The 14,496-nt window shown below is 72.1% G+C and carries 15 protein-coding genes; 7 read left to right on the plus strand and 8 right to left on the minus strand.

Going from position 1 to position 14,496, the window contains the following annotated elements; genetic code table 11:
* Positions 1-35: 35 nt before the first annotated feature.
* On the minus strand, positions 36-1,451 hold the full coding sequence (locus tag ABZ272_RS13600; RefSeq protein ID WP_355050248.1) for an NADP-dependent succinic semialdehyde dehydrogenase: 1,416 nt from the start codon (positions 1,449-1,451) through the stop codon (positions 36-38).
* Between the two features lie 13 nt (positions 1,452-1,464).
* Positions 1,465-1,728: a DUF6343 family protein gene (locus ABZ272_RS13605; RefSeq protein WP_355050249.1), complete on the minus strand. Its 264-nt coding sequence runs from the start codon at positions 1,726-1,728 to the stop codon at positions 1,465-1,467.
* 191 nt (positions 1,729-1,919) lie between these two features.
* On the opposite strand from ABZ272_RS13605, the gene ABZ272_RS13610 reads away from it, so the two are divergent.
* Entirely contained in the window at positions 1,920-2,771 is an 852-nt protein-coding gene (locus tag ABZ272_RS13610; protein ID WP_355050250.1) for a GDSL-type esterase/lipase family protein, read from the plus strand.
* Between the two features lie 23 nt (positions 2,772-2,794).
* On the opposite strand, the gene ABZ272_RS13615 is transcribed toward ABZ272_RS13610, so the two are convergent.
* The 3 genes from ABZ272_RS13615 to ABZ272_RS13625 form a co-directional block, all read right to left on the minus strand.
* Positions 2,795-3,550, minus strand: coding sequence for an EcsC family protein (locus ABZ272_RS13615; RefSeq protein WP_355050251.1), 756 nt, complete (start codon positions 3,548-3,550; stop codon positions 2,795-2,797).
* A gap of 46 nt (positions 3,551-3,596) precedes the next feature.
* Positions 3,597-3,743 carry a hypothetical protein gene (locus ABZ272_RS13620; protein WP_355050252.1) on the minus strand — a complete coding sequence of 49 codons (147 nt, stop codon included), beginning with the start codon at positions 3,741-3,743 and terminating at the stop codon, positions 3,597-3,599.
* Positions 3,744-3,849: 106 nt separating this feature from the next.
* Complete coding sequence (locus tag ABZ272_RS13625; protein ID WP_355050253.1) at positions 3,850-4,698, minus strand: peptidase M23; 849 nt, start codon at positions 4,696-4,698, stop codon at positions 3,850-3,852.
* A 401-nt stretch (positions 4,699-5,099) separates the two neighbouring features.
* Here ABZ272_RS13625 and ABZ272_RS13630 point away from each other — a divergent pair, with 401 nt between their 5' ends.
* The 3 genes from ABZ272_RS13630 (at position 5,100) to ABZ272_RS13640 (ending at position 7,249) form a co-directional block, all read left to right on the plus strand.
* Entirely contained in the window at positions 5,100-6,020 is a 921-nt protein-coding gene (locus ABZ272_RS13630; protein ID WP_355050254.1) for a PAC2 family protein, read from the plus strand.
* Between the two features lie 64 nt (positions 6,021-6,084).
* Entirely contained in the window at positions 6,085-6,882 is a 798-nt protein-coding gene (locus ABZ272_RS13635) for an exodeoxyribonuclease III (RefSeq protein ID WP_355050255.1), read from the plus strand.
* A 49-nt stretch (positions 6,883-6,931) separates the two neighbouring features.
* Positions 6,932-7,249: an antibiotic biosynthesis monooxygenase gene (locus ABZ272_RS13640; RefSeq protein ID WP_355050256.1), complete on the plus strand. Its 318-nt coding sequence runs from the start codon at positions 6,932-6,934 to the stop codon at positions 7,247-7,249.
* Between the two features lie 103 nt (positions 7,250-7,352).
* Here the strand turns inward: ABZ272_RS13640 and ABZ272_RS13645 are convergent, their stop codons facing one another.
* The gene (locus ABZ272_RS13645; protein ID WP_355050257.1) at positions 7,353-8,018 is read right to left on the minus strand and encodes a class F sortase; all 666 of its coding nucleotides are present in this window, start codon (positions 8,016-8,018) and stop codon (positions 7,353-7,355) included.
* Positions 8,019-8,277: 259 nt separating this feature from the next.
* Positions 8,278-9,027: a hypothetical protein gene (locus ABZ272_RS13650; protein ID WP_355050495.1), complete on the minus strand. Its 750-nt coding sequence runs from the start codon at positions 9,025-9,027 to the stop codon at positions 8,278-8,280.
* Between the two features lie 211 nt (positions 9,028-9,238).
* Here ABZ272_RS13650 and trmB point away from each other — a divergent pair, with 211 nt between their 5' ends.
* Positions 9,239-9,859, plus strand: coding sequence for a tRNA (guanosine(46)-N7)-methyltransferase TrmB (gene trmB, locus ABZ272_RS13655; RefSeq protein ID WP_355050496.1), 621 nt, complete (start codon positions 9,239-9,241; stop codon positions 9,857-9,859).
* Positions 9,860-9,977: 118 nt separating this feature from the next.
* Positions 9,978-12,491 (plus strand): DUF3516 domain-containing protein, encoded by a 2,514-nt coding sequence (locus tag ABZ272_RS13660; protein WP_355050258.1) that lies wholly within the window; start codon positions 9,978-9,980, stop codon positions 12,489-12,491.
* On the opposite strand, the gene ABZ272_RS13665 is transcribed toward ABZ272_RS13660, so the two are convergent.
* Positions 12,469-13,650: an acyltransferase gene (locus ABZ272_RS13665; RefSeq protein ID WP_355050259.1), complete on the minus strand. Its 1,182-nt coding sequence runs from the start codon at positions 13,648-13,650 to the stop codon at positions 12,469-12,471. The two genes, ABZ272_RS13660 and ABZ272_RS13665, sit on opposite strands and share 23 nt — an antisense overlap.
* A 135-nt stretch (positions 13,651-13,785) precedes the next feature.
* Between ABZ272_RS13665 and ABZ272_RS13670 the strand changes: the two genes are divergently transcribed.
* On the plus strand, positions 13,786-14,430 hold the full coding sequence (locus ABZ272_RS13670) for a hypothetical protein (RefSeq protein WP_355050260.1): 645 nt from the start codon (positions 13,786-13,788) through the stop codon (positions 14,428-14,430).
* The last annotated feature ends 66 nt before the right edge of the window (positions 14,431-14,496 follow it).

Below are 14,496 nucleotides of genomic sequence, written 5' to 3' on the forward strand. Positions count from 1 at the left end.
CATCTCCTACCCACGACGACGTCCGGTGATGCGTGCTACTCGGCGTGCGCGCCCGCGCCGGCCGACGCCGCCCCTTCGCCCACCCACACCGTCTTGGTGTTGCAGAACTCCCGCATGCCCAGCTCGGACAGCTCCCGTCCGTAGCCGGAGTTCTTCACGCCGCCGAAGGGCAGCTCCGGGTACGAGGTGGTCATGCCGTTGACGAAGACGTTGCCGGCGTCCAGGTCGGTGGCGAAGCGGTCCTGCTCGGCCGCGTCCCGGGTCCAGGCGTTCGACCCGAGCCCGAAGCTCGTGCCGTTGGCCACCTCGATGGCCTCGTCGTAGGACGACACCCGGTACAGGCCGGCGACCGGACCGAACACCTCCTCGGACCACATGCGCATCTGCGGCGTCAGGTCGGTGACGACGGTCGGCGGATAGAACCATCCGTCGCCGGTGGGCAGCTCACCGCCGCAGAGCACCGTCGCGCCGTTGTCCACCGCGTCGCGCACCTGGGCGTGCACCTCGTCGCGGCCGTGCTCGCTGGCCAGCGGCCCCACGTCGGTGTCGCCGTCCATCGGGTCGCCGACCCGCAGCGCGGCCATGTTCGCGGCGAACTTCTCGGCGAACGCGTCGAAGACGTCGGTGTGCACGATGAAGCGCTTGGCGGCGATGCAGGACTGGCCGTTGTTCTGGCAGCGGGCGGTGGTGGCGACCTCGGCGGCCCGGTCCAGGTCCGCCGAGGGCATCACCACGAACGGGTCGCTGCCGCCCAGCTCCAGCACCGTCTTCTTGAGTTCCCGCCCGGCGATCTGCGCGATCGACCGCCCGGCCGCCTCGCTGCCGGTGAGCGTCGCGGCGCGTACCCGCGGGTCGGCGAGGATGCGCTCGACGGCGTCCGAGCCGACCAGCAGGGTGGTGAACGCGCCCTCCGGGAAGCCGGCGCGGCGGAACACGTCCTCCAGCAGCAGCGCGGTCTGCGGCACGTTCGAGGCGTGCTTGAGCAGGCCGGTGTTGCCGGCCATCAACGCCGGGGCGGCGAAGCGCATCACCTGCCAGAGCGGGAAGTTCCACGGCATCACGGCGAGCACCACGCCGATCGGCTGGTAGCGGATGAACGCCCGGGTCGCCTTCACGGCGGCGGCGTCGGCCGGCTCGTCGGCGAGGAACGTCGGGGCCTTGTCGGCGTAGAAGCGGGCGGCCGTGGCGCACTTGGTCACCTCGGCCTGCGCGGCGGCGTACGTCTTGCCCATCTCCGTGGTCATGATCCGGGCGATCTCGTCCCGCTCGGTGTCGAGGAGGTCGGCCGCGGCGTTCATCCACCGGGCGCGCTCCTCGACGCCGGTGCCGCGCAGCTGCCGGTACGCGAGATCGGTGCGCTCGATGGCGGCGTCGAGCTGTTCGGTGGACATCGCCTCGTAGGTCTTGAGCACCTGACCGGTGGCGGGGTTGGTGGTGGCGATGTGTGGCATTTCGTTTCTCCTGTCACTCGAACAGCGAGTGTCGTACGCCCGGCTCCTCGCGGCGGCGGGCGGCGCGGCGGCGTTGGATCACGACCAGATCGACCACGGCGACCACCGCGAGGATCGCGCAGAGCACGCCGAGCCAGGCGATCCCGGCCCAGAACGCCAGCACCGCGAAGATCACCATGATCACCAGTCCGAAGCTGGCGAGGGTGAGCCGCAGGTTGAGGGCGCTGTACGCGTGCCCGACCGTGCCACGGGCGCGCCGGGGCTGCGATCTCGTCATACCCAACGATCTACCCGCGATCGGGGGTGTTAACCGGTGGCCAGACGACCCCACGCGCGGCGGCACTTATAGCATCCCGACGGCAGGTCCGAGGCCCCTTCGCCGCATACCCGACAGCAACTTCCCGCCCAACCGGGTCCAGCGCTTAGAGTTACCGCGCTGTCGCTCTGTGCTGCGAGACAGGGGATGTCATGCCTCGACGCTGGATCGCCGCCCTGGCCTGCCTCGCCGCACTGGTGGCACTGGCCTGCGAGGGTGGCACGTCGGCGTCACCGCGCCCCACGAAGAGCGCGCCGTCGTCCGGCGGTCCCGGCGGCATCGCCGCGCTCGGCGACTCGATCAGCACCGGCTTCGCCTCCTGCCTGGTCCTCACCTCCTGCGAGCGCAACTCGTGGTCCACCGGGGACGGTCTGCGGGTCAACAGCCACTACCGGCGACTGCTCGACCAGGACTCCGCGATCCGCGGCCGGGCGTACAACCACGCGCGGCCCGGCGCCCGCGCCGACGCCCTCGAAGGCCAGGCCCAGGCAGCGGTACGGGACCGCGTCGACTACGTCACCGTGCTGATCGGCGCCAACGACATCTGCCGGGGCGGGGTGGACGCCATGACGCCGGTGACCACGTTCCGTACCGACGTCGACCGGGGCCTGCGGGCGTTGCGTACCGGCCGGCCGAAGGCGCGGGTACTGGTGGTGAGCATCCCCGACCTGTACCGACTCTGGGAGGTCGGGCACACCGACGGACGGGCGACGCGCGCGTGGAAGCGGGGCATCTGCCCGGCGCTCCTGGCCAACGCGACGTCGAACGCGGCCGCCGACAAGGCCCGCCGGGCCGCTGTCCGGGAACGGATCGACGCGTACAACGTGCAGTTGGTGGCGGCCTGCCGGGCGTACGGCTCGCGCTGCCGGCACGACGGAGGCGCGGCGCACCGGGTGCGCTTCACCCTGGACCTGCTCAACCCGCTGGACTGGTTCCACCCCAACGCCACCGGCCAGGACCGGCTGGCCGAGGTGACCTGGCGCTCCTCCGGACTCGCCGACTGAGTCAGCCCGCGCGCGAGGGCGGATCAGGAACGGCGGGGCTCCGGAACGGCGGTGCCGCGGCGACCGTAGAGCGCCCGCGAGCGCTCGGCCAGGTCCTTCGTGGCGGACGAGTTGGCCCAGGTGCCGAGCACGATCGCCGCCCCAGGGACGATCTTGGCGATGACGCGCTTGGCCGCCCGCACACCGGCCATCTGGGCGAGCCGGACGCCGAGCTGCAACATGACCCGGCCCAGCGGACGCTGACCGCCCAGGCCGAAGAGCGCGTCGGCGCGTTCCCGGCCGGCGGCCACCCCGAGCGCCAGGCGGGCGCTCTCGGCGACCTTGTGCACCCGTTGGAGCACGAGCAGATCGGTGGCCCGGTCGCTGTGCAGCGGGTCGACGTCGTACGCGGCGGCGACGTGCAGGACCATCCGTGCCTGGGTCCAGGCCAGCACGCCGACGTCGAGGACCGCGCCGGGCAGCCCGGCCGCGCCGGAGACCGCCCCGGACAGCCGGGCCAGGTTGACGAACTTGCGGACCGCCTGGTCGGCCAGGACGTCGGACGAGACGCCGGGGTGGTCGTTGCGGGCCCGGGCGGCCCACTGCGCGGCCTCCGGCCCGAGTCGGCGCACCGCCTCCAGCGCGAGGTGCTCCGGGGCGTACTGCGGATCGTCACGCATCCGGTCCCACAGCCGCGCCGGCGGGCCTTCGGGCGTGGCCGGCGGCGCGACCGGCGCGTCGGCCGACGGCTCGGGGGTGGGCGCGGCGGGTTGACCGCCGGCGGGCGGGGTGTCGGTCACCGGGTCTCCCCAGGGGTGGGTACGGGCAGGACGGCCGGTGACGCGGTCAGCGACGGCGGTTGGACAGGCGGCTGGCCAACCCCTTGAGCTTCTGCTGGTTCTCCGGCTTGGCCAGCTCGCGCCGACCCCGGTCCACCAGTTGCTGACCCTTGGGCGATCTCAGGAAAGTGCTGATCCGCTGCATTAGAGACATAACGTCCTCCTGTCGGTGATCCCTCAGTCATGTGTACCCCGCACCCGCAACGGATGTACCCGGGACGCGACAGGCTCAACCCTCACCGTCCATAGTGGTCGGTAGGCTACCGCCCGCTCGGCACGATGGCGTCGACGACCCGGGTGGCCCGCCATTCGTGCTGCTGGTAGTACTCCGGGTACGCGGAGACCTGCACCGCCTGGGCGGCGTCGGTGAGGCGCATCTGCTGCCAGCCGGGCACCTGTTCGAGTGCCGTGAGGAACTGCCGGGTCGCGAACTCCGGGTCCATCAACCGACCGACCGGACCCCAGCCGCTGCTGGAGCGCTGCTGGAACAGACCGACCGAGTCGTGGTCCCAGCCGACGCCCTGGTGCGGGTAGTCCTGCGACTCCGGCAGGACGCCGCTGGCGACGTTGTAGAGGTTGCTCTCCTGCATGGCGGTCGCCACCGCGATGACCAGGCCACGGCGCGGGACGCCCATCTTGCGGCCGGCGCGGACGATCGCCTCGGCGTTCTCCATCTGGGCCTTGTCCAGGCCGGCGACGGGCGCCGGGCGGGTCGGCTTCGCCGGGGCGACCTTGCGGGCGCGGGGGGTGGTGTCCGGGTCGGCGGGGGTGGTGGACGCCGACGGGGTGGCGGACGGGGCCGCCGAGCGGTCGAGCCCGCGGGATGCGGTCTGCTGCTCGGCGCGCTGCGCCAGCTCGACGCCGGCGGTCTTCTCGCGCGACTGCGCGCCGGTGTCCTGGTCCCGGACCTGCACGGCGGCGGCCAGACCGAGGCAGCAGACCACGCCGGTGGCGAGCGCCACCTGGGCGCGGCGTCGACCGCTCAGGTCGCGGGCGTACGCCCGGAGCCGACTCGCGGCGGTTGTCCGTTCGGCTGAGGTGCCTTCCTCTGTTTCGGCAGTGGGGCTACTCGGGGCGTACGGGTCGTCGAGGGTGCCGTCGTCACGCATCAGCCGAGGCTAGGCAGGCCGGAGCCCCGATCACGCACGGTGATCACGTGGTCATCGCCACAGAAACAGGCATCACCGGTGGACGACTGGGGCGGGTCGACCCGCCCGGGGAACGAACCTCGCGTACCGGAGGAAAGCGGCGCGGCGTGCAGGCGGGCACGGACCGCGACAGGGACGGACATCGGTCCGCGCGACCCGACATGATCGACAAACTCGGCCTTTGGGCCGAACCGCCCATCGGCCGATCGGCGTAATCGGGTGGTTCGTCCGATCGTGCCCACCGGGCGGGCGACGGATCGCCCGACGCAGGAATGCGCCAGGATGGCGGGTACGTTGCCCGAACCGAGTGCTGTCCGTCGCGACGGCACCCGAACAGGCACATTCCAGGGAGGTCCGCACCGGTGCTCGACCCACACGAGCTCTACCAGCTCACCGACGATCTGCCCGACCTCGGGCAGCCGGTCCTGATTCAGGCCCTCACCGGGTTCGTGGACGCCGGCAACGCGAGCCGGCTGGCCCGCGAGCAACTGCTCACCTCGCTCGAGGGTCGGCCGATCGCCACCTTCGACGTGGACCAGCTCTTCGACTACCGCTCCCGGCGACCGGTGATGACCTTCAACGAGGACCACTGGGAGAGCTTCGACGCGCCGGAGCTGGAGCTGCACCTGCTGCACGACGACGATGAGACCCCGTTCCTGCTGCTCACCGGCCCCGAGCCGGACCTGCAGTGGGAGCGGTTCACCGCCGCCGTCGCGGGGCTCGCCGCCCGGCTCGACGTACGGCTCACCGTCGGGCTCAACTCGATCCCGATGGCGGTCCCGCACACCCGGCCGACCGGGGTGACGGCCCACGCCACCCGTCCCGAGCTGATCAGTGGGTACGAGCCGTGGCTGCAACGGGTCCAGGTGCCCGGCAGCGTCGGCCACCTGCTGGAGTTCCGCCTCGGCGAGCAGGGCCGCGACGCGCTCGGCTTCGCCGCCCACGTGCCGCACTACGTGGCGCAGACCGAGTACCCGGCCGCCGCCGAGGTGCTGCTGAGCGCCGTGTCCCGCAGCACCGGGCTGCTGCTGCCCGGCGACGGCCTGCGCTCGGCCGCCGAGGTGGTCCGGGTGGAGATCGACCGGCAGGTCGCCCAGACCGAGGACGCCGCCGCGCTGGTCCAGGCCCTCGAGGAGCAGTACGACGCGTTCGCCCGCGGACGCGGCGAGCGGAGCCTGCTCGCGCCGGACGCCGGCCCGCTGCCCACCGCCGACGAACTCGGTGCGGAGCTGGAACGGTTCCTGGCCGAACAGACCCGCCCGGGTGACACTCCCGGGAGCTGACCCGGCGGCGACACGGCACGCGGCTGAGGCGGCGTCGGGGCGGCGGATACGGCAGGGTGGACGTATGCGCCTGGCGACCTGGAACGTGAACTCGGTGAAGGCCCGGCTCCCCCGGCTGCTGGAATGGCTGGACGGCACCGGGCCCGACGTCGTCTGCCTGCAGGAGACGAAGTGCCCCGACGGCGCGTTCCCGGTAGCCGAGGTGGGCGAGCTGGGCTACACCGTGGCCAGCCACAGCGACGGCCGGTGGAACGGGGTCGCGATCCTGTCCCGCGTCGGCCTCGACGACGTCCGCGTCGGCTTCGCGGGCGAGCCCGGCTTTCCCGAGCCGGAGGCTCGGGCCATCTCCGCCACCTGTGACGGGGTGCGGGTCTGGTCGGTGTACGTCCCCAACGGGCGCACGCCCGACGACCCGCACTACGCGTACAAGCTCGCCTGGTTCGCGGCGCTGCGCGACGCGCTGGAAGCGGAGCTGGCCGGCGGCCGGCCGGTGGCCGTCTGCGGTGACTTCAACGTCGCCCCGACCGACGCCGACGTCTGGGACCCGGCGGTGTTCACCCACTCCACACACGTCACCCCGGCCGAACGGGCCGCCCTCGCCGCGCTGCGCGACCTCGGCCTCAACGACGTGGTGCCGACGCCGATGAAGGGGCCGCACCCCTTCACGTACTGGGACTACCGCGCGGGGATGTTCCACCAGAACAAAGGCATGCGGATCGACCTGGTGTACGCCTCCGCGCCGTTCAGCCGAGCGGTCCGCTCGGCGTACGTCGACCGGGAGGCCCGCAAGGGCAAGGGCCCCTCCGACCACGCGCCGATCGTGGTCGACGCGGACCTCGTTCCGGCGGTCGAGGCGTTCTGACCTCCGGCGCTCCCGCCGCAGGGGCGCCGGGGCTGGCTAGGGTGGGCAGATGGCAGTCGTGAAGATCAACGCAATCGAGGTTCCCCCGAACGCCGGCCCCGAGCTGGAGAAGCGGTTCGCGGCGCGGGCGGGCGCGGTGGAGGGCTCCCCCGGCTTCCTCGGCTTCGAACTGCTCCGCCCGGTGGCCGGCGAGACCCGCTACTTCGTCTACACGCGGTGGGAGAGCGAGGAGGCGTACCAGGCCTGGGCCTCGGGGTCCGCCCGCGCCGCGCACGCCACCGCCCCCGGCGAGACGCCCCGTCCGCCGGTCTCCAGCGGCGCGACCCTGCTGGAGTTCGAGGTGGCGTTGCGAGTCCCCCAGCCCTGACCGACGCTGCGGCCGGTTGATCGACTCGGTCTCGGCGAAATCGGGGTGCAGCTCCACCGGGACACCCCGACATCACCGAACTCGTGTGGATCAAGCCCGGCGGTCAGGGCTTGCGGGACGACTGGAGGGTGGCGAACGCGATCACGTTGTCCTCGTAGCCGGTGCGACCGCCGATGAACTGGCCGCCGCAGGTGATGAGCCGGAGCCCAGCGGGGCCCTCGTGCCCGTAGATGCGCTCGGCGGGGAGTTGGTCCTTCGGGAAGCGCTCGACCGTGTCGACCTTGAACACCACCGTCGACCGGTCCGCCCGGACCACCTCGATCAGGTCACCGGGCTTCAGCTTGCCCAGGTTGTAGAAGACCGACGGGCCGCTCTTGGTGTCCACGTGCCCGACGATGACGGCCGGACCGGGCTCGCCGGGCGTCGGCCCCCGGTCGTACCAGCCGGTCTCGTTCTGCTTCTCCAGCGGCGGAACGGCGATCGTGCCGTCCGACGCCTGCCCGACCGGCGCCACCGGCGCCTCCACCTTGATCGCCGGGACGGTGAGTCGTACCGGGCGGCTGGCCGACAGGCCGACCGTCTCGCTGCGCGCCGGACGGTCGCCACCGGCCGGGGTCAGGTCGAGCGGGCCGACCGAACGACCCAGCCCCGCGCCGGTGGCGAAGACGCCCACCAGCACCAGCACCACGGCCAGCGGCACCGACCAGGGGCTACGCCCGGTCGGACGGCTGCGCCGGGGAGCGACGGCGGTCGGCGGACGGGCGGCCACCGCCGGGCCTTCGCCGGAGACACGCGACGCGCGGGACACCGGCGAGGGCTTCGCGCCAACGGACGGGCGCGAATTGCCGGCCTGCTGGGCAGCAGCGGATTGCCGGGCATCCCCGGACGGGCGTGCGACAGCGGGTGGGTGGGCCTCGCCGGGTGGGCGGGCATCGCCGGGCAGCCACGAGCCGGCGGACGGGCGCGAACCCATGGGCGGACGGGATCCGGGCGGCGGCGGTGTGGGGCGGAAGATTTCCATGGCGGCCTCAGCGGCGCGCGACGCTACGGGGCCGGCGCAGGGCCACCACGGCGAGGACCAGGCCAGCGACCGTGAAGGCGGCACCGCCGGGCAGCAGCAGTTTGCCGGTCATTCCCCCGGCGGTGCCACCGAAGCCCGTCGCCGGCCCTCGGCTGGGACCCGAGGGGACCTTCTTGACCACCTGGAGCATGGTCGAGGCCGTCTCACCGTCGCGGCACTCCAGCTTGACCCGGTAGTTGCCGGGGCGGGTGCGCTCGCGCACCATCGGGGCGGCGGTGAGCACGCCGCCCTGCGGTTGCACGCCGACGGCGCCGAACGCGTCCGAGACGACGGTGGCGCCGATCGAGTTGTCCCGGCAACTGGCCCGGATGCCGACCAGGTAGCCGGGCTGCACCGTGCTGGGGCTCACCTCGACGAAGACGTCCACCACGGGAGTGGGCTGTGGCGCACCACCCGGCACGCCTCCGGGCTGCGGCGCGAGCGCGGCAACCGGCAGGACGTCGAGCGGCGCGGGCGCGGGCGCGGCAACCGGCAGGACGTCGAGCGGCCGGGCGGCTGCGGCGCCGGCCGACAGCGGATCGAGCGGCCAGTCGGAGGCGGTCGACAGGGGGTCGGACGGCCCGCTGGGCGCAGTGGCGGGGGCCGGCGGCGTGGCCAGCGTTGCCGGGGCGGCGAGCGCGGGAGCGGTGCTGAGCAGGGGGATGGCGAGCATGGCCGCCACCGACAGGAGCACGCCGCCGCGGGTCACTGTCACGATGCCCCCTCTCGACGCCGTCGGACCGCGCCGGGCAGCGGACCGCCCGGCCTGCCGTACCAATCGGATCCTCTCATTCCCGGTCGCACATCACATCCGATCCGCAGACGAAGTCGCGTACGCTCGGGGCGCTGTGACCATCACCGACCCTGACCCCGCCATCGTCCCGCCCACGGGCCGGACGATCCGCACCTTCCACCCCCGTCGGGGGAGGATGAGCGGCCGGCAGACCGACGCGCTGGACCGGCTCTGGTCCTCGTACGGCCTGGACGTGTCGGGCGAGCCCGTCGACCTGGCCGCCCTCTTCGGCCACCGGGCCCCGGTGGTGCTGGAGATCGGCTCGGGCATGGGAGACAGCACGGCCGCGATGGCCGCCGCCGACCCGGACCGAGATTATCTGGCGGTCGAGGTGCACACGCCGGGAATCGCGAACCTGCTCGACCTGGTGGACCGCGCTGACCTGGGGAATGTCCGGGTTGCTCGGGGTGACGCATTGGAGTTGGTCAGCGGCCTGCCGGAGGGCGCGCTGGACGCCGTACACGTGTTCTTTCCCGATCCGTGGCCGAAGGCCCGGCATCACAAGCGGCGGATCATCCAGCCGTCGCACGTGGCCCTGCTGCGCTCCCGGCTGACGCCCGGTGGGGTGCTGCACTGCGCCACCGACTGGGCCGAGTACGCCGAGGCGATGCGGGAGACCCTGGACGCGGACCCGGAGCTGGTCGACGCGTACGGCGGCTTCGCGCCCCGCCCGGCGCACCGCCCGGTGACGAAGTTCGAGCGGCGGGCGATCACGGCGGGCCGTCCGGTCGCCGATCTCATCTACCGCCGACGGTAAGGAAGGGCCCCCTGTTAACGCCTGGCGTTGTAAAAGGGGCCCTTCCCAACGCCTTGAGCGGGTCGCACGACAACCTGGTTGGCGCCGGAGGGCATGATCCAGGCACCATGGACACGCTATGACGCTCACCGCCGCGCTGCCGAGAAGCGCCGACCCCGACACCCTCTTCGACGCGTTCGCCGGCTGGGCGAAGGAGCGCGGCCTCGACCTCTACCCCCATCAGGAGGAGGCGGTCATCGAGATCGTCTCCGGCGCCAACCTGATCATGAACACGCCCACCGGCTCGGGTAAGAGCCTGGTGGCCGTCGCCGCGCACTTCGCGGCTCTGGCCGACAACCGGACGACGTTCTACACCGCGCCGATCAAGGCGCTGGTGTCGGAGAAGTTCTTCGCGCTCTGCGAGGTGTTCGGCGCCGAGAACGTCGGCATGCTCACCGGTGACGCCAGCGTCAACGCCGACGCCCCGATCATCTGCTGCACGGCGGAGATCCTGGCCAACCTGGCGCTGCGCGAGGGCGACCGGGCCGACGTCGGCCAGGTGATCATGGACGAGTTCCACTTCTACGCCGAGCCCGACCGGGGCTGGGCGTGGCAGGTGCCGATCATCGAGCTGCCACAGGCCCAGTTCATCCTGATGTCCGCCACCCTGGGCGACACCACCCGCTTCGTCGACGACCTGACGCGCCGCACCGGGCGGCCCACCGCCGTCGTGCGCTCGGCCGAGCGGCCGGTCCCGCTGATCTTCTCGTACGCGATGACGCCGCTGCACGAGACGCTCGAGGAGCTGCTGGAGACCAAACAGGCCCCGGTGTACGTCGTGCACTTCACCCAGGCCGCCGCGCTGGAACGCGCCCAGGCGCTGATGAGCGTCAACGTCTGCACCCGCGCCGAGAAGGACATGATCGCGCAGGCGATCGGCGGCTTCCGGTTCACCTCCGGCTTCGGCAAGACGCTGTCCCGGCTGGTCCGGCACGGCATCGGCGTACACCACGCCGGCATGCTGCCCAAGTACCGCCGCCTCGTCGAGACCCTCGCGCAGGCCGGCCTGCTCAAGGTCATCTGCGGCACGGACACGCTCGGCGTCGGCATCAACGTGCCGATCCGCACGGTGCTGTTCACCGGCCTGAGCAAGTACGACGGGGTCCGTACCCGCCTGCTCAAGAACCGTGAGTTCCACCAGATCGCCGGGCGGGCCGGCCGGGCCGGGTACGACACCATCGGCCGGGTCGTCGTGCAGGCCCCCGAGCACGTCATCGACAACGAGAAGGCGCTCGCCAAGGCCGGTGACGACCCGAAGAAGCGGCGCAAGGTGGTCCGCAAGAAGCCGCCGGAGGGCTCGATCGGCTGGGGCCAACCCACCTTCGACCGCCTTGTGGAGGCCGAGCCGGAGCCGCTGACGTCCAGCTTCCAGGTCAGCCACTCGATGCTGCTCAACGTGATCGGCCGCCCCGGCGACGCGTTCACGGCGATGCGGCACCTGCTCACCGACAACCACGAGGAGCCCGCCGCGCAGCGCCGGCACATCCGCCGGGCCATCGCCATCTACCGGGCGCTGCGGGCCGGTGGGGTCGTCGAGGAGCTGCCCGAGCCGGACGAGACCGGCCGCCGGGTACGGCTCACCGTCGACCTCCAGCTCGACTTCGCCCTCAACCAGCCGCTCTCCCCCCTCGCCCTCGCCGCCATCGAGCTACTCGACGCCGAATCCCCGTCGTACGCCCTCGATGTGCTGAGCGTGATCGAGTCGATCCTCGACGACCCCCGCCAGATCCTGTCCGCGCAGCAGTTCAAGGCGCGCGGCGAGGCGGTCGCCGCGATGAAGGCCGAGGGCATCGAGTACGAGGCCCGCCTCGAACTGCTCGACGAGGTGACCCACCCGAAGCCGCTCGCCGAGCTGCTGGAGGCCGCGTACGAGATGTACCGGCAGGGTCACCCCTGGGTCGCCGACCACCAGCTCTCCCCCAAGGCCGTCGTCCGCGACATGTACGAGCGGGCCATGACCTTCACCGAGTACGTGCAGTTCTACGGGCTGACCCGCTCGGAGGGCCTGGTCCTGCGCTACCTGGCCGACGCGTACAAGACGCTGCGCCAGACCGTCCCCGAGGACGCCAAGACCGAGGAGCTGATCGACCTCATCGAGTGGCTGGGCGAGCTGGTCCGCCAGGTCGACTCCAGCCTCATCGACGAGTGGGAGCGGCTGCGCAACCCGTCCGACGTGGCCGAGGTGGCCCAGGCGCACGCCGCCCTGACCGACCGGCCACCGGCGGTGACCCGCAACGCGCGGGCGTTCCGGGTACTCGTGCGCAACGCGCTGTTCCGTCGGGTCGAGCTGGCGGCGCTGCGCCGCTGGGACCTGCTCGCCGAGCTGGACGCCGCCGACGGCTGGGACTACGACGCGTGGGCCGACGCCCTGACGCCCTACTTCGAGGCGTACGACTCGATCGGGGTCGGTCCGGACGCCCGCGGCCCGGCGCTGCTCATGATCGAGCAGGGCCGGGAGAAGTGGACCGTCCGGCAGATCTTCGACGACCCGGACGGCGACCACGACTGGGGCATCAGCGCCGAGATCGACCTCGTCGCCTCGGACGAGGTCGGCGCGGCGGTCGTCCGGATCACCGACGTCGGTCAGCTCTGAGGTGCCGCGCCCGGTGGCGGTATCGTCCGCCGCCGGGTGCTCCGGAACCGAGCAGAGTCGCGGGACGGCGCGCGGCCACGTCCTCGATCCAGCCGAACAGCAGCACCGCCCCGGCGGTCAGGAGGCACACTCCGGCCAGCCTCAGCACGATCGACACCGCCGAGGTGTACGGCAGCACCGGCGCGAGCAGGACGAACATTCCGAGGCTGGCGGGGACGTGCCAGAGATAGATGGTGACCGCCCGGGCGTTGACGACCCGCAGCACGGCGCCCAGCGGCACCCGGCCGACGAGCCGGGGCCGCACTCTCAACAGCACGGCGACGAGGGCCATCGACCACAGTGTCGTGCCACCCGCGACGTGGTTGAGGTCGACGGCCACGCCGGCCACCATGGCGGTGACGACCCAGGTCCCGCCGGCCACGGCCAGACCCGCGACGAGGCAGCCGTACCAGCGCCACGGCACACGATGCAGCAGCCGATCGTGGTGGGCGAAGCCCAGCAGCCAGCAGGACAGGTAGGCCGCGACGAAGTATCCGGTGCGCACCCCGGCGAGGTGCAGGCCGATCGGCAGTGCGGTGGCGACCCCGACGCTGGGCCACGGCCAGCGACGGAACACCCGCCGCAGGATGGGTGACAACAGCACCAGCCAGAGGTACGTGACGATGTACCAGAGCCCGATGTGGAAGACCCAGGCCCAGGACGGTCCGCCCACGGGAGGCACCCGCAGGGGCAGGATCCACCAGACCAGTCCGGCCCATTCGCCCACGCCCTGTGGCCGCCACCTGACGGCCAGCACCACCAGCGTGATCACGCCGAACACCCAGAACGGCAGCAGCAACCGGCGCAGCCGCCTGGCCACCGCCCGGGGACCGTCGCGATCGAGGGAAGCCGCGATCAACGTGCCGGCGATGCCGAACATCAGACCCATCGCCGGCACCAGCAGGCTCAGCCAGACCCAACCGGTCACGTGGAAGAGCACGACGCGGACCAGGGCTGCGGTGCGCAACAGGTCCAGATAGCCGTCGCGAGCAGGCGCGGCACTGTCGGACCGGACGGTCCGCCTCGCAACCTCGTCGCCCGCAGTGATCGAGCGAGCAGCCCCAACAACCACAAGGCACACTAACGCCACAAGTGTCACAAAACTGGCAATTGTTGACATCTGCGGCTGCCGAAAACAGGCGCACAGACGGGGCGTCCGCAGCCCGAACTTGGCTGGGCAATGTCAGACCCGTCGATTAGAATGTATGTACTAATAGAGATCCTGACCTGCAGGATTACGACTGGGAGGACGCCCGTGACCGCGCCCACCTCCACGCCCCTGACGCCCTACGCCACCCTGCTCGGCTTCACCCGCTACGTCGACCGCACCGGCCCCACCAAAGCGACCTTCGTGGGTGGGCTGCGCAAGCAGCGCGCCAGCCGCTCCGGCTTCAACCCGCACGGCCAGTTCGTCAAGGCGCTCAAGGCCGACATCGCCTTCCACACCGGCGGCACCCACCTGGCCGGCGTGGTCGACGTGGTCAAGCCGCGCTGGCGCCCGCTCTACCAGGCGCTGGTGCCCGGCGCCACGGCCTGGCTGCACTCCCTCGGCGACCCGGCAACCCTCGACCTGGCGCAGACCCGCGACGCCCTGGCCATGCTCGGCGACCTACCCGTCAAGATCAACCCCCATTTCGGCGTACGGCACACCGACGGTCACGCCGACGCGATCCGACTGCACTTCGACGAGGCGCCGCCGAGCGAGGAATCCGTGCTCGCCACCCTGCACCTGATGGCCCGCCACATGGACGCGGTCCTCCCGCACGCCGAGCCGGTCCTGGTCGACGTCCGGCGTGGTCAGGCCCACCGCATGCCTACCGACGCAAAGCCCGAACAGATCGAACGCTGGCTGGCCGGCGAAGCCGCCGCCTTCCGCGCCATCTGGTCCACCGCCGCCTAACCACAACCCACCGCCCGCACCCGCACCCGCACCCGCACCCGCACCCGCACCCGCACCCGCACCCGC

It is taken from the genome of Micromonospora sp. NPDC005979 (genome assembly GCF_040614415.1).
GTDB lineage: Bacteria > Actinomycetota > Actinomycetes > Mycobacteriales > Micromonosporaceae > Micromonospora.